This window comes from Streptomyces sp. NPDC056600, assembly GCF_042792855.1.
Lineage (GTDB): Bacteria > Actinomycetota > Actinomycetes > Streptomycetales > Streptomycetaceae > Streptomyces.
Genome location: NZ_JBHTVQ010000007.1, coordinates 44,489 through 62,204 on the forward strand (window position 1 = coordinate 44,489; position 17,716 = coordinate 62,204).

The 17,716-nt window shown below is 73.3% G+C and carries 14 protein-coding genes; 6 read left to right on the forward strand and 8 right to left on the reverse strand.

The genetic code is table 11. The features are described from left to right. Position 1: 1 nt before the first annotated feature. Positions 2-790 (reverse strand): hypothetical protein, encoded by a 789-nt coding sequence (locus ACFRAV_RS05780; RefSeq protein WP_382551930.1) that lies wholly within the window; start codon positions 788-790, stop codon positions 2-4. 332 nt (positions 791-1,122) lie between these two features. Here ACFRAV_RS05780 and ACFRAV_RS05785 point away from each other — a divergent pair, with 332 nt between their 5' ends. Next, positions 1,123-3,456 carry a M4 family metallopeptidase gene (locus ACFRAV_RS05785; protein ID WP_382552125.1) on the forward strand — a complete coding sequence of 778 codons (2,334 nt, stop codon included), beginning with the start codon at positions 1,123-1,125 and terminating at the stop codon, positions 3,454-3,456. Positions 3,457-3,554: 98 nt separating this feature from the next. Here ACFRAV_RS05785 and ACFRAV_RS05790 read toward each other — a convergent pair whose 3' ends face one another. Further along, positions 3,555-5,075, reverse strand: coding sequence for an MFS transporter (locus tag ACFRAV_RS05790; protein ID WP_382551932.1), 1,521 nt, complete (start codon positions 5,073-5,075; stop codon positions 3,555-3,557). Positions 5,076-5,247: 172 nt separating this feature from the next. Further along, positions 5,248-5,952, reverse strand: coding sequence for a DUF2267 domain-containing protein (locus tag ACFRAV_RS05795; protein WP_382551934.1), 705 nt, complete (start codon positions 5,950-5,952; stop codon positions 5,248-5,250). Positions 5,953-6,198: 246 nt separating this feature from the next. Here ACFRAV_RS05795 and ACFRAV_RS05800 point away from each other — a divergent pair, with 246 nt between their 5' ends. Together ACFRAV_RS05800 and ACFRAV_RS05805 are read left to right on the forward strand one after the other, a co-directional pair. Continuing rightward, on the forward strand, positions 6,199-7,077 hold the full coding sequence (locus ACFRAV_RS05800; RefSeq protein ID WP_382551936.1) for an SDR family oxidoreductase: 879 nt from the start codon (positions 6,199-6,201) through the stop codon (positions 7,075-7,077). 121 nt (positions 7,078-7,198) lie between these two features. Beyond that, positions 7,199-7,747 carry a DUF1360 domain-containing protein gene (locus tag ACFRAV_RS05805; RefSeq protein ID WP_382551938.1) on the forward strand — a complete coding sequence of 183 codons (549 nt, stop codon included), beginning with the start codon at positions 7,199-7,201 and terminating at the stop codon, positions 7,745-7,747. 137 nt (positions 7,748-7,884) lie between these two features. Here ACFRAV_RS05805 and ACFRAV_RS05810 read toward each other — a convergent pair whose 3' ends face one another. Beyond that, positions 7,885-9,537 carry a flavin-containing monooxygenase gene (locus tag ACFRAV_RS05810; RefSeq protein ID WP_382551941.1) on the reverse strand — a complete coding sequence of 551 codons (1,653 nt, stop codon included), beginning with the start codon at positions 9,535-9,537 and terminating at the stop codon, positions 7,885-7,887. A gap of 57 nt (positions 9,538-9,594) precedes the next feature. After that, positions 9,595-10,686, reverse strand: a complete 1,092-nt coding sequence (locus ACFRAV_RS05815; RefSeq protein WP_382551943.1) for a magnesium and cobalt transport protein CorA — start codon at positions 10,684-10,686, stop codon at positions 9,595-9,597. A 490-nt stretch (positions 10,687-11,176) separates the two neighbouring features. Here ACFRAV_RS05815 and ssuE point away from each other — a divergent pair, with 490 nt between their 5' ends. Next, positions 11,177-11,746, forward strand: coding sequence for an NADPH-dependent FMN reductase (gene ssuE, locus ACFRAV_RS05820; protein ID WP_382551945.1), 570 nt, complete (start codon positions 11,177-11,179; stop codon positions 11,744-11,746). 46 nt (positions 11,747-11,792) lie between these two features. Beyond that, positions 11,793-12,953, forward strand: coding sequence for an LLM class flavin-dependent oxidoreductase (locus tag ACFRAV_RS05825; RefSeq protein ID WP_382551947.1), 1,161 nt, complete (start codon positions 11,793-11,795; stop codon positions 12,951-12,953). A 117-nt stretch (positions 12,954-13,070) separates the two neighbouring features. Here the strand turns inward: ACFRAV_RS05825 and ACFRAV_RS05830 are convergent, their stop codons facing one another. Next, positions 13,071-15,314: a glycoside hydrolase family 9 protein gene (locus tag ACFRAV_RS05830; protein WP_382551949.1), complete on the reverse strand. Its 2,244-nt coding sequence runs from the start codon at positions 15,312-15,314 to the stop codon at positions 13,071-13,073. Positions 15,315-16,149: 835 nt separating this feature from the next. Continuing rightward, positions 16,150-16,572: a DUF350 domain-containing protein gene (locus ACFRAV_RS05835; RefSeq protein WP_351116056.1), complete on the reverse strand. Its 423-nt coding sequence runs from the start codon at positions 16,570-16,572 to the stop codon at positions 16,150-16,152. Between the two features lie 172 nt (positions 16,573-16,744). On the opposite strand from ACFRAV_RS05835, the gene ACFRAV_RS05840 reads away from it, so the two are divergent. Further along, complete coding sequence (locus ACFRAV_RS05840) at positions 16,745-17,035, forward strand: hypothetical protein (RefSeq protein WP_382551952.1); 291 nt, start codon at positions 16,745-16,747, stop codon at positions 17,033-17,035. Between the two features lie 43 nt (positions 17,036-17,078). Here ACFRAV_RS05840 and ACFRAV_RS05845 read toward each other — a convergent pair whose 3' ends face one another. Further along, complete coding sequence (locus tag ACFRAV_RS05845) at positions 17,079-17,555, reverse strand: hypothetical protein (RefSeq protein WP_382551954.1); 477 nt, start codon at positions 17,553-17,555, stop codon at positions 17,079-17,081. Between the last annotated feature and the right edge of the window lie 161 nt (positions 17,556-17,716).

A 17,716-nucleotide genomic window follows, 5' to 3' on the forward strand; every position in this document is an offset into this window, starting at 1 on the left:
GTCAGCCCGTGCGACGGGCCCGGAGATTCGTCAGGCAGTACCCGGTGTCCTCCCCGCGCATGGCCAGGGCCAGTTCGGCGGCCCGCCGCGCCTGGGCGACCGACAGGCGCCGTGCCTCCCACAGCAGCGCCGCGGCGTCCACGGCCTCCGGGGCCGGCGGCGGGGCCTCGGCCAGGACGACGCCCACCAGGCCCGCGAGCTCCACGGCCTCCATCCCCAGCAGCGCGGCGAAGTCCGTGACCAGGCGCGGCGTGAGCTCCTTGCGGCCGTCCCCGATCACGCCGTAGGTGGAGGCCGAGAGGTACGTCGGGGTGACCACCGCCATGACCTTCGCCAGGTGGGACCAGCCGAGGTTGCGGTACCGGAACATGCGGACCACCCGGCCGCCCGGCAGGTCCGCGCGCGGGGCGATCCCCGGCGGTGCGAACCGCGGGCCGGGCCGGGCCTCCTGCGGCAACGAGCGGACCGTGTCCAGGAGTTCACGCCTCTCCTCGGCCGCGAGGTGCACCCCGTGCATCACCAGGGACGCCGCCCACTGACCCGCGTCGCAACTCAGCGGCGCCAGGTCACCGGGGACCGGCAGTCCGGCGAGGACGAACAGGTCGACGGCGTGCAGCCGCAGCGGGCCCGCCAACCGGCGCAGCAGTTCCCCTTCGGGGGCGCTGCCGGCGAGCAGGGCCGTGATCTCACGCTCGTCCACCCCGGCCCGTGCGGCCAGCCGGGCCGGGCGCAGCCCGCGGTACTCCAGCAGCCGTCCGGCGGTGGCGGCGAACTCCGGGCGCTGCGTCATGCCCGCAGCGTAGGGGGTGGTCGTGGTCACCGAGGGGGCGCCGGGGGGGCCGGGGCTGATTCGTACGCGCATGTCCCCCCTGTCCACCGAGGGTTATCCCTCGAAGCGGTGCCCGGGACCCTCTGCACTCGTGACATGGCCGAGTCAACGCTGCCATCCTCACCCCTGACCGTTACCCCTGCCGGTCACCGGCGGTCCACCGCCCGCCCGGCTAGCCCCCCGGCCGCCACAGTGGCCGCGAACGGACAGGACACCGCGTGAGACACACAACCCTCCGCCGACGGGCCGCCTCCACCGGCCTGCTGGCCGCGGCGGCGCTGGTCGCCGTCGGAATGCCCGCCCTCCCGGCCGCCGCCCAGCCGGACGCCGCCCCCAAGGCCGCCCAGCTGCGCACCGGCGGACTCGCCGCCGACATCACGGCCTCCGAGCGCACCGCGCTGATCAAGTCCGCCGAGACCAAGGCGGACGGCCACGCCAAGAAGCTCAAGCTCGGCGGCAAGGAGAAGCTGCTCGTCAAGGACGTCGTCCAGGACAACGACGGGACGACGCACACCCGTTACGAGCGGACCTACGCCGGTCTGCCGGTCCTCGGCGGCGACCTCGTCGTGCACGACGCCCCGGAGTCCGGCAAGGGCGACGGGCTGAACGCCACGTTCAACAACAAGCGCGCCATCGCGGTGGACACCACCGAGAAGGTCGCGAAGAGCGCCGCCGAGACCAAGGCGGTCAAGGCCGCCAAGGCGCACGACGGCAACGCCACGCCGGCGGCCGACAACACCCGCAAGGTCGTCTGGGCCGGCTCGGGCACCCCGCGTCTGGCGTGGGAGACCCTCGTCGAGGGCTTCCAGCACGACGGCACCCCCAGCCGTCTGCGCGTCGTCACCGACGCCCTGACCGGCGAGAAGCTGCACGAGTCCGAGGACATCAAGACCGGCACCGGCAAGAGCCTCTACAGCGGCACGGTCACCCTGGGCACCACGCTCTCCGGGTCCACCTACCAGCTGACGGACGGCACCCGCGGCGGCCACAAGACGTACAACCTGGCCCGCGCCACCTCCGGCACCGGCACCCTGTTCACCGACGCCGACGACACCTGGGGCACCGGCACCGCCTCCAGCTCGTCGACCGACCAGACCGCCGCCGTCGACGCCGCCTACGGCGCCGCGGTGACCTGGGACTTCTTCAAGAACACGTTCAACCGCAGCGGCATCGAGAACAACGGCCAGGGCGCCTACTCGCGGGTCCACTACGGCAGCGCGTACGTCAACGCCTTCTGGGACGACAGCTGCTTCTGCATGACCTACGGCGACGGCTCGGGCAACACCCACCCGCTGACCTCGCTGGACGTGGCCGCCCACGAGATGAGCCACGGCGTCACCTCGGCGACCGCCAACCTCACCTACAGCGGCGAGTCCGGCGGCCTCAACGAGGCCACCTCGGACATCTTCGCGGCCGGTGCCGAGTTCGCCGCGGGCAACTCCACCGACGTCGGCGACTACATGGTCGGCGAGAAGATCGACATCAACGGCGACGGCACCCCGCTGCGCTACATGGACAAGCCGAGCAAGGACGGTGGCTCCAAGGACTCCTGGTACTCGGGCATCGGCAGCATCGACGTCCACTACTCCTCGGGTCCCGCGAACCACATGTTCTACCTGCTCTCCGAGGGCAGCGGCACCAAGACGATCAACGGCGTCACGTACAACAGCCCCACCAGCGACGGCATCGCCGTCCAGGGCATCGGCCGCGCGGCCGCCCTGCAGATCTGGTACAAGGCGCTGACGACCTACATGACGTCCAGCACCAACTACGCGGGCGCCCGCACCGCGGCGCTCAACGCGGCCACCGCCCTGTACGGCGCGAACTCCGCGCAGTACGCCGGTGTGGCCAACGCCTTCGCGGGCATCGGCGTCGGCGCCCACGCGACCGTGCCGGGCAACGGCGTCACCGTCACCAACCCGGGCAGCCGCACGGCCACCGTCGGCACCGCCACCAGCCTGCAGATCAGCGCGAGCAGCAGCAACGCCGGCGCGCTCACCTACAGCGCCACCGGGCTGCCGGCCGGGCTGACCATCAACGCCTCCACCGGTCTGATCTCCGGCACGCCGACCACGGCGGGCACCTACAGCACCGTCGTCACGGTCAAGGACAGCGCCGCGCAGACCGGCACCGCCTCGTTCACCTGGACCGTGAACCCGGCCGGCAGCAGCACCTGCACCGCCAAGCAGCTGCTGGGCAACCCCGGCTTCGAGTCGGGCAACACCACCTGGACCGCCAGCAGCGGCGTCATCACCACCGACACCGGCCAGGCGGCGCACGGCGGCTCCTACAAGGCCTGGCTGGACGGCTACGGCTCCTCGCACACCGACACGCTCTCGCAGTCGGTGACCATCCCCGCCGGCTGCAAGGCCACCCTCAGCTTCTGGCTGCACATCGACACCGCGGAGACCACCACCTCCTCGGCGTACGACAAGCTGACGGTCACCGCCGGTTCGACCACCCTGGCCAGCTACAGCAACCTGAACGCGGCCACCGGGTACGTCCAGAAGTCCTTCGACCTGTCCTCGCTGGCCGGTCAGACCGTCGCCCTGAAGTTCAACGGCGTGGAGGACACCACGCTGCAGACGAGCTTCGTGATCGACGACACCGCTCTGAACGTGAGCTAGTCACCGCCCGCCCCCGGCCCTCGGGCCGGGAGTGACGCGCGGCGCGGGCCGCCCCTCCCCGGGGTGGCCCGCGCTCCTGTGTGCGCCCCGCACCGGCCTCACGCCCGGCCGGAGCGGACCGGCGCCCCCACAGCCTCACCGGAGGCGCCGGACCGGTCCCGGCGGTCCCGCCGGTCGCGGCGCCAGTCGGCCACCGCCAGCGCGAGTGCCGCCGTCATGCCGAGCAGCGCGGCGCCGAGCGCGATGGCCAGCGCGTTGCGGAAGTTGTCGTCCCGGCCGGCCAGTACCAGGTAGAACAGGCCCGGCAGCGCCGCCGTGCCCACCGCCGCGCCCAGCCGCTGGCCGGTCTGCAGCGCGCCGCCCGCCGCTCCGGCCATGCGCACCGGGACGTCGCGCAGGGTCATCGTGATGTTGGGCGAGATGACGGAACCGCTGCCCATGCCGGCCACGAAGAGGGCCGGGGCCGCGAGCCAGGTCGCCGAGGACTCCGGCGCGAACCGCAGCAGCAGCGCCGTGGCGCTCATGCCGACGATCACCGCGCTGAGCCCGCAGACCGTCAGCAGCCTGCCCAGCCGGTCCACCAGACGCCCGGACACCACCGCCGCTCCCGCCGAACCGACCGCGAAGGGAGTCACGGCCAGGCCCGACCGGAGCGGGGAGTAGTCCAGACCGTGCTGGAAGAAGAGCGCGAACACCAGCCAGACCCCGCTGAAGCCGACGAAGTACAGCGTGCCCACCGCCGCGCCGACCGCGTACCCGCGGGTCTGGGTGAACAGCCGCAGGTCCAGCAGCGGTTGGGCGCCGCGGGCCAGGAGCCGGCGCTGCCAGAGGGTGAAGACGCCGAGCAGCGCCGCCCCGACCAGGAACAGCCACCACAGCCGGCCCAGCCCGCCGGCCTCGGCCTGCACCAGCGGCAGCATGACGGCCAGCACGCCCGCGCCGAGCAGCAGCACGCCCGGGACGTCGACCTGCCCCTTGCCGGTCGGGCGGGTGCGCGGGAGCAGCCGCCGGCCGAGCAGCACGGCGACGACGCCGATCGGGACGTTGACGTAGAAGATCCACCGCCAGCCCTCGCCGCCGGAGGCCAGCGCCAGGATCAGTCCTCCGGTGATGGGACCCACCGCGCTGGAGATGCCGACCGTGGCGCCGAAGAAGCCGAAGGCGCGGCCGCGTTCGGGGCCGCGGAACATCTGCTGGATCAGCGCCGAGTTCTGCGGGGCCATGCAGCCCGCCGCCAGCCCCTGCGCGAGCCGGGCGACCACCAGCCAGCCGCTGCTCGGGGCCGCCCCGGCGAGGGCGCTGCACAGCACGAAGGCGCTCAGCGCCAACAGGAAGATCCGCCGCCGGTTGAGCGCGTCGCCCAGGCGGCCGGCGGTGACCAGGGCGAGGGCGAAGGTCAGCGCGTACCCCGACACCACCCACTGCACCTCAGCCGGGGTCGCGCCCAGGTCGCGCTGGATGGTCGGCAGGGCCACGGCGACGATCGTCACGTCCAGCAGGCTCATGAACCCGGCCACCAGCGTGACCCACAGGGCCCGCCACCGGTTCGGGTCCCGGCCCTCCCCGGTCTCCCTCCCGGCCGGGGACCGTCCGCCGGACGCCGACGTCGACGATGTCACGAAGTGCTCCTCTCACCAGGACGGCGGCCGCGACGGCGGGTTCCGTACGACTGCCCGCACCGGACAATCTGCCCGCAACGGGGCGGGTCACCGGTGCGCCGCACCGGTTCCGCCCCGCGTTTCCCCCGCCGGTTCCCTTCTCCGGGGCCGTCGGCCGGGTGGCGCGGGCCCCTCAGCCGGGGCGTCCGCCGGAGCCCACCGCGACGACCGCGGCGTCGATCCGGTCGGCCAGCTCCAGGTCGGCGGTGGTGACGGCGTCCACCGAACGGGTGCGCACGGTGAAGGTGATGCCGTCCTCCGAGAGCGAGTGGCCGACCCGGCGGTGCAGTTGCCGGGCGTCGCTCTCCACCTGGTGCAGCAGCGGCGGGACACGGTCGCGGGGCAGCCCGACGGTGCGGGTGAGACGGTGGCCGTCCCCGCTCCACGACGGGCGGCGGCGCAGCGCGTCGCGCAGTTCGCGGTCGGTGAGCGGGGCGTCCTCGCCGGGCAGCCGCTCGGGATGGGCGTCGGGTGCGGTGAACGCCTCCGCGAAGCCGGGCGGCAGGTTTTCCACCAGGTGACGTGCCAGGGCGGGGTCGTCGCGGGCGATCAGCGACAGCACCGCGCGCGCCACGCGGCGGCCCTGCTCCGGCGCCGCCGGCAGATGGGCCGCGACCTCGCCGTAGAAGTCGGTGACCGTACCGCCGGAGCGGGGGACGGTCGCGTAGGCGGCGTCCCGGTCGGGACCGGGCACCGCCTGCCTCAGCCGTTGCCGCGTCGGCACGTCGAGATGGAGGGCGAGGACCGCGAGCGTCACCTTGACCGCGCGGCCCGCCCGCTCGGAGGGCAGGCGGGTGCGTGCGGCGGCGTCCTCGACCAGGCGTCGGTGAGTGATCATGTCGTCTCCCGCGGCGGATGCTGGGGGCGGGGGTCGCCGGGCCGAGTACCCAGCGGTTTCGCCGAGGATGCGCGACGGGGCCTCGAGCGGCGCCCGGACCGCGGGGACCACGGGCGGTGCGGTGTAGGCGGTCGGCGCGCGGGTACCTCGGGCTGGGTCGACACCGGGGCCGAACCGGTCGAACCGCCGTCGTTCCCGGTCGAACCCTCGCAGAGAGCACACGGCCCGACAAGGAGAGTCACCGACGTGAACCAGCCCCAGCACCCGGGCGAGAAGCACCCCACCCCCGAGTTCTCCTCCCAGGACCAGCCGCACCCCGGCCGGACCGCGCCCATGGACCCGCCGCCCGACCACGGCGAGGAGTCCTACAAGGGCAGCGGGAAGCTGGAGGGGCGCAAGGCGGTGATCACCGGCGGCGACTCCGGCATCGGCCGGGCCGTCGCGCTGGCCTTCGCCCGCGAGGGGGCCGACGTGCTCTTCACGTACCTCGAGGAGGAGAAGGAAGACGCCCGGGAGACCGCCCGGCTGGTGGAGGACGCCGGACGGCGCGCGGTCGCCGTCTCCTGCGACATCCGCGAGGAGGCCGCCTGCCGCGCCCTGATCGACCGGGCGGTGGAGGAGTTCGGCCGGATCGACGTCCTGGTCAACAACGCCGCCTACCAGATGTCGCAGCCGGACGGCATCGAGGCGATCACCACCGAGCAGTTCGACAGGGTGATGCGCACCAACCTCTACGGCATGTTCTGGCTGTCGAAGTTCGCCCTGCCGCACATCCAGGAGGGCGGCTCGATCGTCAACACCAGCTCCGTGCAGGGCTACCAGCCCAGCCCGCACCTGCTCGACTACGCGATGACCAAGGCGGCCATCGTCAACTTCACGCAGGGGATGGCGCAGATGCTGGCCGAGCGCGGCGTGCGCGTCAACGCCGTCGCCCCCGGCCCGGTGTGGACCCCGCTGATCCCGGCGACCATGCCGGACACCAGCGAGTTCGGCAAGCAGTCGCCGCTCGGACGTCCGGCCCAGCCCGCCGAGATGGCGCCCGCGTACGTCTTCCTGGCCTCCGAGGACGCCTCGTTCATCACCGGCGAGATCGTCAACGCCACCGGCGGCACCCCGCTGCCGTAGCCGCAGCCGCCCGCCCCGCAGGCGTGCCGTCGGGGCGGGCGGGCACAGGTACCGAAACGGACGCTGTTCGGCGGAAACCGGACACCGCACCACACGGCACGGACAAGAGCGGACACGGAACATGGCACACACCCCCGAAGGCGGCGGCCTCGCACAGCGCGTGCGGGCGGCGCTCCACCGCACCCACGGCGCGTACGCCGACGGCGGGGACCGGCCGCTGGGCGGCTACCTGGCGGCGATGACGGCCTTCGGCGCGTACACCGCGGCCTGGGCCACCGCCGTCCGGCTCCGCGGACGCCCGCTCCCCGAGCGCCCCGACCCCTGGGACGTGGCGCTCACCTCGGTGGCCACCTTCCGGCTCAGCCGGCTCCTCAGCAAGGCCGCGGTGACCAGCCCGCTGCGCGCGCCGTTCACCCGGTACGTCGGCCCGGAAGGCCCCGCCGAACTGCACGAGGAGGCCCGCCCGGAGAGCGGCCGGGAAACCGTCGGCGAGCTGATGACCTGCCCGTTCTGCACCAGCGTCTGGGTGACCTCCAGCCTGACCGCCGGACTGCTGCTGGCCCCGCGCGCCACCCGCACCGCCATGGGCGCCCTGACCGCGCTGGCCGGCGCCGACGCCCTCCAGCTCGGCTACGCCGCCCTGGTGCGCAAGGCCACTGGCGAGGACTGAGACGGACGGCCCGCGCCGCTCCCGCCCCTCACTCCGACGGCGCCACCAGCCCCGCCTCGTAGGCGACGGTCACCGGCCGCACCCGGTCGCGGGCGTCCAGCTCGGACGGCGACCGCGTCGGGTGGCGGCGGCCGGGGTCACTCCTCTCGCCCGGCGACGGGACGTGTGAGCGGCTCCGCGGCGCCCGGCACCGTCGTCCCGTGCGGTGCGGCCGAGGTGTCCGGTGCGTCGGTCCCGCCCTGCGTGGCGGTCTCGTACGGTGCGTCCGCCCCGGCCGGCTCGGCGGCCTCGCCCGGTGCGGCCGCGCCACCCGGCTTCGACGCCCGGAACAGGCGCAGTTCGGGGTCGGTCACGTCGTCGGAGCGGAGCAGCTTGACGTCGGAGTGGTAGCTCATCGACGTCAGCCACGGCATCCGGTTCCCCTGGCGGGGCAGTTGGTCCACCGCCCGCAGGATGTAGCCCGCCGCGAAGTCCAGGAAGGGCCGGGTGGGCATGGCCGGGTCGCCCGGCTCGGGACAGGCCGCGTCGTAGCCGTGGGCGTCCAGGTGGGACAGCAGGCGGCAGAAGTGCTCGCACAGCAGGCCGATCTTCAGCGTCCAGGACGAGTTGGTGTATCCGATGGCCATCACCAGGTTCGGCACACCGGAGAGCATCATGCCCTTGTAGGCGACGGTCCTGGACAGCTGGACGGGCTCGCCGTCGACGGTCAGCGCGACGCCGCCCAGTGCCTGCACGGTGAGGCCGGTGGCGGTGACCACGATGTCCGCCTCCAGCTCCCGGCCCGACTCGAGCAGGACGCCCCGCTCGGTGAACCGGGCGATCCGGTCGGTGACCACCTCGGCGGCGCCCCGGCCGATCGCCTTGAACAGGTCCCCGTCCGGCACCGCGCACAGCCGCTGGTCCCACGGGTCGTACGGCGGGTTGAAGTGCTCGTCGACCGGATAACCCTCGGGCAGCTGCTTGGTGTTGATCCACCGGATCAGCTTCCGCGCGGTCCTCGGGAACCGCTGGGCGAACGACCAGATGGCGCGCTGCTGCGCGATGTTCTTGCGGCGGGTGAGGGCGTAACCGCGTTCCTCGCCGCACCACTTGCTCAGCGCGGCGGCGATCGCGTCCTCACGGGGCACCGGCATGACGTACGTCGGCGTCCGCTGGAGCATGGTGACGTGCGAGGCCGTCTCCGCCAGCGCCGGGACCAGGGTGACGGCGGTCGCGCCGCTGCCGATCACCACCACCCGACGGCCGGCGTGGTCCAGGTCCTCGGGCCACCGCTGCGGGTGCACCACGGTGCCCCGGAAGTCCTCCAGGCCCTCGAAGCGCGGGGTGTGACCCCGGTCGTAGCGGTAGTAGCCGCTGGCGCAGAACACCCAGCGGGCGCTCAGCCGGAGGCGCTCACCGGTGTCGGTGCGCTCCACCTCGGCCAGCCAGCGCGCCTCCTCGCTCGACCAGGAGAGCGCGGCCACCCGGTGGTGGTAGCGGATGTGGGCGTCGAGACCGTTCTCCGTCGCCGTCTCGCGCAGGTAGGCCAGGATGCGCGGCGCGTCGGCGATGGCCTGCCGGTCCCGCCACGGCTTGAACTCGTAGCCGAAGGTGTGGAGGTCGGAGTCCGAGCGGACGCCCGGGTACCGGAAGAGGTCCCAGGTGCCGCCCGAGGCGCCGCGGGCCTCCAGGACGGCGAAGGACTTCGCCGGGTGCTCGGTCCGCAGGTACCGCCCCGCGCCGATGCCGGACAGGCCGGCCCCGACGACGAGGACGTCCAGTTGCTCGAGGGGCGTCTCGGTTCGGCTCACAGCGTCACTCCACTCCCGCTCCGATCAAGGTGCTCCGACTATGCGGCAAAAGGGCCGTCACAACCAGCCGTTGCGCTTGAACCCGCGGTGGATGAAGAAGCAGGCGACCACGATCAGGCCGATCGCGTAGGCGTACCCGTACCGCCAGCCCAGCTCGGGCATGTGCTCGAAGTTCATGCCGTACACGCCGCAGACCATCGTCGGGACGGCGATGATCGCGGCCCACGCGGTGATCTTCCGCATGTCCTCGTTCTGCGCCACGGTCACCTGCGCCAGGTGGGCCTGCAGCACGGAGTCCAGCAGCGCGTCGGAGGCGGTTATCTGCTCGGTGACGCGGGCCAGGTGGTCGGAGACGTCACGGAAGTAGGCCCGTATCTCCTCGGTGACCGGCGCGGACGGCTCCGTCGCCAGCCGGGCCAGCGGCTGCGCCAGCGGCACCGCGGCCCGCTTGAACTCCAGCACCTCGCGCTTGAGCTGGTAGATGCGGCCGGGATCGGCGGTGCGGTCGGCGGGGGAGAAGACCTGGGTCTCCACCGCGTCGATGTCGTCCTGCACGGCCGCCGCCACCGTCAGGAACTCGTCGACGACATGGTCCGCGATCGCGTGCAGCACCGCCGAGGGGCCCTCGGCCAGCAGCCGCGGCTGCGACTCCAGCTGCTCGCGCAGCGGGCCCAGCGAGCCGTGGCTGCCGTGGCGGACGGTGACCACGAAACGCGGCCCGGTGAAGACCATGATCTCGCCGGTGTCCACCACCTCGCTGGTCGCGGTCAGTTCGGCGTGCTCGACGTAGGTGACCGTCTTGAAGACGGAGAACAGCACGTCGCCGTAGGTCTCCACCTTGGGCCGCTGATGGGCGTGGACCGCGTCCTCCACCGCCAGCGGGTGCAGCCCGAACAGCTCCGCCACGTCGGTGAACTGCTCGGCGGTCGGCTCGTGCAGCCCCAGCCACACGAAGCCGTCACGGTGCTTGGCCGCGAGCCGCACCGCCTCGCGCACGCCCGCCGCTCCGTCCTGCCGGACACCGTCGCGGTAGACGACGCAGTTCACCACCGTCGATCCCAGGGGTGAGCGAGCGGGATGGTTGAGATCCACCCGGCGCGTACGCCGCGCCAGCCGCGCCACCTTGCGCAGGTTGCCGACCATGGACATGTTGGGGCCACGCTCCTTCGCCCTACTACGCCTTCAGCGCTGCTCATTGTGCCTCGCCCGCCGGCCTGGTGGCGTCTCGCATGGCGGCCACGGCGTTGACGGCCGCGAAAGCGCCGTGCTTGCATCGGGACATGCCGCGCCAGATTCTCACCTGCCGCCGCTGCGTCGACCTGGTCCGTGTCGCCGCAGCGCTGTGTCGCGTGGCCTGACACCGGTTCCTTCCCGGTCGCTCCCTCCCTTCCCGCCGCACGGTGCGCAGCCGTCGGACAGCTGACGACCCGTCGGCCCCCGGCTCGCGCCCCACGTCCGGCGTCCCTGCCCGCCTTTCCCGCCGGGCCCTCGTCCGTCCTTCCACCAGGCGTCCTCGTCCCTGAGCCGGCCCTCTCCGGCCGCCGTGCAGGGACGGGGGAGACGCCGTGTGCGCGGGGCGTGACCCGCCGCGCCCGCAGTCCACCGCCGCAGCCCACCTCCCGTACCAGGAGACCGCCTCATGGCCACCGTCCTCTCCCTCTCCGGCAGCCCGTCCCCGACCTCCCGCACCGCGCGCCTGCTGCGCCACCTCGACGCCCGCCTGACCGCACAGGGGCATCAGGTCGTCCCCCTGGACGTCCGCACCCTGCCCGCCGACGCGCTGCTCGGCGCGGACTTCGGCCACCCCGCGATCGCCCGGGCGACGGCCCTGGTCGCCGAGGCGGACGGACTGGTGATCGGCACGCCGGTCTACAAGGCCGCCTACTCCGGGCTGCTCAAGTCGCTCCTCGACCTGCTCCCGCAGTACGCGCTGGCCGGCAAGACGGTGCTGCCGCTCGCCACCGGTGGGTCCACCGCACACGTGCTCGCCATCGACTACGCCCTCCGCCCGGTGCTGAGCTCCATGGGCGCAAGCCACATCGTCCAGGGCTGGTTCACCCTCGACAAGGACATCACCGTGGCCGACGACGGCACGGTGACCGTCGCCGAACCCGCCGCAGGCGCCCTGGAGGGCGTGGTGGACCAGTTCTCCGCCGCCCTCACCGACCGCGTCCGACGCAGCACCGTCGTCCGCGCCGTCGCCGCGTGAACCGCCTCCCCGCCACCCCGACCGCTCCCGAAAGGCGGCCTCACCGGTGAACCTCACCTTCCACTGGTTCATGCCCACCAACGGCGACAGCCGTGACATCGTCGGCGGCGGCCACGGCGTCCGCACCGGCGCGGCCGGGGCGGACCGGCCGGCCAGCGTCGGCTACCTCACCCAGATCGCCCTGGCCGCCGAGGACCTGGGCTTCGTCGGCGCGCTGACCCCCACCGGCACCTGGTGCGAGGACGCCTGGCTGACCACCGCCATGGTCGCCCGCCACACCGAGCGGCTGAAGTTCCTGGTCGCCTTCCGGCCCGACTCCGTCTCGCCCACCCTCGCCGCCCAGATGGCCTCCACCTACCAGCGGCTCACCGGCGGACGGCTGCTGGTCAACGTGGTGACCGGCGGCGAGAGCAGGGAACAGCGCGCCTACGGCGACTTCCTGGACAAGGAGCAGCGCTACGAGCGCACCGACGAGTTCCTGCACGTCGTCCGCGGCCTGTGGGCGGGGGAGCGGGTCACCCGCACCGGCCGGCACCTGCGGGTGGAGGAGGCCGAGCTCAGCCGGCTGCCCGACCCGGCGCCGCGGATCTACTTCGGCGGCTCCTCGCCCCGCGCGCTGGAGGTCGCCGCACGGCACGTCGACGTCTACCTCACCTGGGGTGAACCGCCCGCCGCCGTCGCGGAGAAGATCGCACGCGTCCGGGCGCACGCCGAGACCCAGGGGCGCCGGCTCCGCTTCGGCATCCGGCTGCACGTCATCACCCGTGACACCTCCGACCAGGCCTGGGCGGAGGCACGACGACTGCTGGACGGGTTCGACCCGCGGACCGTGCGGGCCGTGCAGGAGGGGCTCGCCCGCAGCGAGTCCGAGGGACAGCGCCGCATGCTGGACCTGCACGGCGGTGGCACCGACGGCCTGGAGATATATCCCAACCTCTGGGCCGGCATCGGCCTGGTGCGCGGCGGCGCGGGCACCGCGTTGGTCGGCAGCCACGAAGAGGTCGCCGACCTCGTCGCGGAGTACCACGCCCTGGGGATCGACGAGTTCGTGCTCTCGGGGTACCCGCACCTGGAGGAGGCCTACTGGTTCGGCGAGGGCGTCCTGCCCCGCCTGGCCTCGCGAGGACTGTGGACGCACCCGGCCCGCCCGGCGTCCCTGACGCCGCCCCTGCCCCAGGTGCCCTTCGCGGCGGCGGCCCCGCGCTGAGCGCGGGCGCCTGCCGGTCGCGGGCGCCTGCCGGTCCCCGCCCGCCGCACACGGCGGTGCGCCGGGCGGGGACCTCCTCCCGCCCGGCGCACCGGGAACCGTGGCAGCCTCCTGCGGCTACCCCTGGTCCGCCGCGAACGAGGCCATCCAGGCCAGGGCCGCGTTCCAGTTCACCGTCAGTTCGTTGGTGGACCAGGACTGGATGTCGTCCACGTAGCAGAACTGGCCGGTGCAGCCCCGCAGCAGGTTCTGCGCCACCGGGTCCTGGATGCTGGAGTTCGGGCCTCCGGAGAGCGTGCCCGCCGGCGGGTTGGGCAGGCTCGGCTCCAGCTGGTGGGCGTACCACCGGCTGTGCTGGTTCACCGAGGTGACGTCGCCGTAGCCGGTCACGTACGAGATGTTCAGCGCGTTGCGGCCCAGGATGTAGTCCATGCTCTGCAGCGCCCCGTCGCGGTAACGACGGTCACCGGTCAGGTCGTACGCGGTGGCGATGACGTGCGCGTTGTTCAGGACCTGGGCGTTGGAGCCCCAGTCGTAGACGTTGTCCTTCGGCGCGTACGGCAGGCCGTACGGGTGCTCGCGCAGGGTGGCCAGGTACTGGTCGGCGCCCTTGACGACGGAGGCGCGCACGGCCCGCAGGCCCGGGAGGCGGTTCGGGACGGTGGCGAGGTCCAGGCGGCCGGCCGCCGCGGTGCGCTGCCAGTCGAAGCCGAGCGGGTTCCAGATGTCCGCCGTGTGGACCGGGGACTTGAGGATGTACCGCTCGTACTCGCTGTCACCGGTGGTCAGGTACAGCTGCACGGCCGCCCAGTAGAACTCGTCGGAGGCGTCGGTGTCCGGGTAGGCGCCGCCACCGATGCCGTCGTTCGGGTCCGGCAGGATGTCCGGGTGGGCGAGCGCGGCCCGCCAGGCGGTCTTCGCCGAGGCCAGGGACTCCTTGGCGAACGCCCGGTCGTAGGGACGGTACAGACGGGCGGCCTGCGCGGCGGTGGCCGCCAGGTTCAGGGTGGCCGTGGTGGTCGGCGGGTGCAGCTCACGCTTCTTCGGGTCCAGGTGCGGCATCAGCGGCAGCCCGGTCCACTCCGAGTCGTGGATCTTGTGGTGCGCCATGCCGGCCAGCGGCTGCCCGCTCGGCACCTGCATCTTCATCATGAACTCGAGCTCCCAGCGCGCCTCGTCGAGGACGTCGGGAACCCGGTTGCCGGACTCGGGGATCACCAGGCTGCCGTCGCGCAGGGTGCCCGGGCTGCCCGAGGGGGCGTGCAGGGAACGCTCGTAGGTGCGCAGCAGCTCCCAGGTGGAGATGCCGCCGTTGACGACGTACTTGCCGTGGTCGCCGGCGTCGTACCAGCCGCCCGTCACGTCCAGGGAGTAGTCGCAGACGCCTTCCTGGCACGGCACGTCGGTGTCGCCCTGGTTGGGCGCCTCGCCGACGTGACCCGCCGGGCGGCCGTAGCCCGGGCGCAGGTCGTCGCGGATCGCCTGGCCGGAGCGCTGCGTGTAGTAGAACTTCAGCGAGTCCAGCCGGAGCCGCTCGTAGGCGGTGGCGGAGATGTCGAAGGGGCGGCTGGTCTCGCCGTCGGCGACCAGCACGAAGCCCTTGCCCGAGCCCCGGTAGGACCCGAAGTCGACGGAGTGGACGTTCTGTCCGGAGGAGGCGTCGACGCCGCGCGGCACGGTCCTGCCGCGGGCCACCGCCTTGCCCCCGGCGCTGCGCAGCTCCCAGGGCAGGGCGGACGTCGCCTCGGTCACCACGGTCGCGTTCTTCGGCCCCTTGGGCAGGTAACCGACCTGGTTCACCCGCACCCGGGGGCCGGTGTCCGGCTCGTACTTCTCCGGCGGCACGCCGCCGACCAGGGAGATGTCGTCGAGGCACATCCGCCACGCGTCGGCGCTGCCGCCGGCCTGGAAGGCCACCTGCCCCTGCGTGGTGTCCGCCGGGGCGGTGAAGGTGTAGGTGTAGTCGTTGCCGGAGACGCTCAGCTGGGGGCTGACCTCGAAGTAGGTGTCGTACGGATCCACGGCCAGGCCCACCACGGCCCGCACCACGTGGTCCGCCGGGTTCCCGGTGGCCGAGAACGAGAAGCGGTAGGTCTGGCCCTCCTGCAGCGTGAGGTCGTTGTGGCCGACGATCGCGTCCCAGCGGTTGGCGGTGCCGCCGGGTATCGCGGCGCACATCTCCCCGTCCTCCAGGGCGGTGGTGACGTTCGCGCTGCTCCACCAGGGATCGGTGGACGTGTCGAAGGTGCCGTTCTTGATCAGCTCGACCTCGTCGGCGCCCGCCGGGCCGGCGGGCAGGGTGAGGGCGGCCGCCAGCAGGGCCGTCGTCACACCGAGCAAGGTGGTTCTGCGTCGTTTCACGTCCGGGGCTCCTCGGTCGCGTGGGGTGGTCACGGGCGTGCCCGACCGGGAGGCAGGCAGGTGGGAGCGCTCCCATCCCGGTAGGCGGTCATGCTCATCCACATCTGATCCGGCGTCAATGGGATGGACGGGACGGATGTGAGGGCCGGGACGTAACGCGACGTCAGAGCGGTGGGGAGGGGCCGGCGGAAGCGGAGGCGTTGCCGCCGCCGGGGCGGTGGGAGTGCGGGGGCCGCGGTCCCGGTGCGCGGAGTCCCGGCGCGCGTGGCCCGTTGCCCGGCGGCCGGTTGCTCAGTCCGAGGAGCCCTTGCCGGCGACGGGCGGGTCGCGCGCCGTGCGGAAGCGGCAGCACCCGGCCGTCCCGCGGGCAGAGGGCCTGCGGGCGGGGCGCGCGTCCGGAACGGGCGCGCGGAGACGCGCGACACCGTTCAGGAAGCCTTCCGCGGGCTGCCTGTCCGCCGGCGAGGCCGGTGCTCGCCCGCGTCGATCCGGCGCAGCACGTCGTGCGTCGACGCCCGGTACCCGTGGTGCGGGCCGCCGCCGGAGGCAGGGCCAGGCGGTCCTGGTCGACGACGCCTCCGCCCTCGACGAGCTCCCGGAGCGGATCCAGCGCGGCGGCAGGCGAGTCGGTCATCGGCGCGGTATCGCCGCGGCCCCTTCTCACGCGCACTTCCGTTCCGGGGCCGCGGCTCACCGCCCGCTGATCCACGGGGCGGACGGACTCGCACCGCAGGGACGGCGAACCCGCGCGCCCGCCGCGGAGTTCGTGCCCGTGCGGCGGAGGCCCCGGCTCGACGGGCGGGCGGTACGGGCCGACGCGAGGCCCGGGGGAGCGTCAGGCGATGGAGGCCGACACGATGGCCGAGACCGCCAGGTTGCAGGAGGCGGTGACCCACACGGCGGGGTGCGGCTCCGGCTCGACGAGGGTGGCGCCCAGCTTGCCCGGGGTGACCAGGTCCACCACGAGGAAGGCGACCGCCATCATCACCAGACCCAGCAGACCGAACACCGCGGTCGACAGCAGGCCCTTGCCGAAATCGTCGTAGGTCGTCCAGATCGACGTGAAGACGATGCCGCCTATACCCAGCAGCGCCGAGCTGAGGAGCAAGGCGGCGTTGCGGTTGCGCTCCTCCCAGATCTGCCGGCCCAGCTTGCCGGGTGTCAGCAGGTCGATCAGGAAGATGCCGAGGATCAGCAGGACCACGCCCAGGGCGCCGTACGCGGTGGCCCGGCCGAGGCCTTCGATGATGTCGTTCATAGGGGTGTCGGCTCCAGCGATGAGTGATCGGCAGTCAAGGAGAGGCAAAATCTAGCGCAGATGTTCGGCGCCGGCGGCGGTGAGGCGGTGGCCCGATCCGGCCGTCCGCTGTTCAGGCGGACTTCACCGTGGCGTCCCCTGCCGTGCGGGGTGCCGCCGGTACGTTCCGGCCATGCCGAACGACCCCTCGGTGATCCGGCTCCTGGCCGTCCTCGCCGTCCTCCTCTGCGCACCGCTCGCGGCCGCGCTGGGCCTGCGTGCCCTGGAACTCGCCGGGCTGCTGGGCGCCGGACGGCAGGGCGTGCGGCCCTCCGTCCGGCTCGTCGACGCCGCGCACACCGCGGCCGTCCGCCGCCCTGTGCCGGGCCGTCCGCGCGCGCTCGCCGGGTGCGTCCTCGGGGCCTGCGCCCTGGCGCTGTGCACCGCGTTCGCCGTGGTGACGGCGGTACGCGGTCAGGCGTGACGGTCGCGGGCGGATCGACCGGCGAGCCCGACCGCACGGACCGTCAGGGGCGAGCGGCGTCCTCGGGCCACACGACGGTGACGGGGAGGTGGACGCCCAGCGCGTAGGCGACCGTGTCGGCGGTGCCGCCGTGGCCGAGAGCGGGCCGGCCGTCCCAGACGGCGAGGAGCTCGTCGCTCAGCCCCACCAGGATCTCTCCCGCGGCCTGGCGGGCCTGGGGGGTCGACGTCTCCAGCCCCGTCCGGTGCACACGCCGGGCCTGCTTCACCAGATCGTCGTAGACGGGCAGGTGCTCCGAGGACAGGGTGGCGCGGTGGTCGTCGGCGGGGACGACGATCTCCAGCGCCGCACCCGCGTCCAGCGCGGCCCTGGCCAGCCGGCTCTCCGGCCCCTCGGCGGCGCGGGTGACCACGGTCAGTGCGGCCGGGTCGTAACGCCTCAGTCGTTCGGCGAGCCTCTCCTGGACCTGGCCGACGATCTCGTGGCTCAGGCGGCGGTGCCCGGTGATTCCCACACGCATGGTGCTATTCCTCTACGCGTACGAAAGTGGAACGTGATGTCGAACTTCCGCACCATAGCGCCGAGTCGGGGGTGCAGGGTGGGGCGGTACGGGAAACGTCGTGAGAAGAACGGGCTCCGGAGCCGCTGCCGGTGCGGCTCCCGGGACCACGGCACGGCCAT

Coding starts and splice junctions, on each gene's coding strand:
- ACFRAV_RS05780 (WP_382551930.1), bottom strand. CDS start 790: ATGACGCAGCGCCCGGAGTTCGCCGCCACCGCCGGACGGCTGCTGGAG.
- ACFRAV_RS05785 (WP_382552125.1), top strand. CDS start 1,123: ATGCCCGCCCTCCCGGCCGCCGCCCAGCCGGACGCCGCCCCCAAGGCC.
- ACFRAV_RS05795 (WP_382551934.1), bottom strand. CDS start 5,952: ATGATCACTCACCGACGCCTGGTCGAGGACGCCGCCGCACGCACCCGC.
- ACFRAV_RS05805 (WP_382551938.1), top strand. CDS start 7,199: ATGGCACACACCCCCGAAGGCGGCGGCCTCGCACAGCGCGTGCGGGCG.
- ACFRAV_RS05815 (WP_382551943.1), bottom strand. CDS start 10,686: ATGTCCATGGTCGGCAACCTGCGCAAGGTGGCGCGGCTGGCGCGGCGT.
- ssuE (WP_382551945.1), top strand. CDS start 11,177: ATGGCCACCGTCCTCTCCCTCTCCGGCAGCCCGTCCCCGACCTCCCGC.
- ACFRAV_RS05835 (WP_351116056.1), bottom strand. CDS start 16,572: ATGAACGACATCATCGAAGGCCTCGGCCGGGCCACCGCGTACGGCGCC.
- ACFRAV_RS05840 (WP_382551952.1), top strand. CDS start 16,745: ATGCCGAACGACCCCTCGGTGATCCGGCTCCTGGCCGTCCTCGCCGTC.
- ACFRAV_RS05845 (WP_382551954.1), bottom strand. CDS start 17,555: ATGCGTGTGGGAATCACCGGGCACCGCCGCCTGAGCCACGAGATCGTC.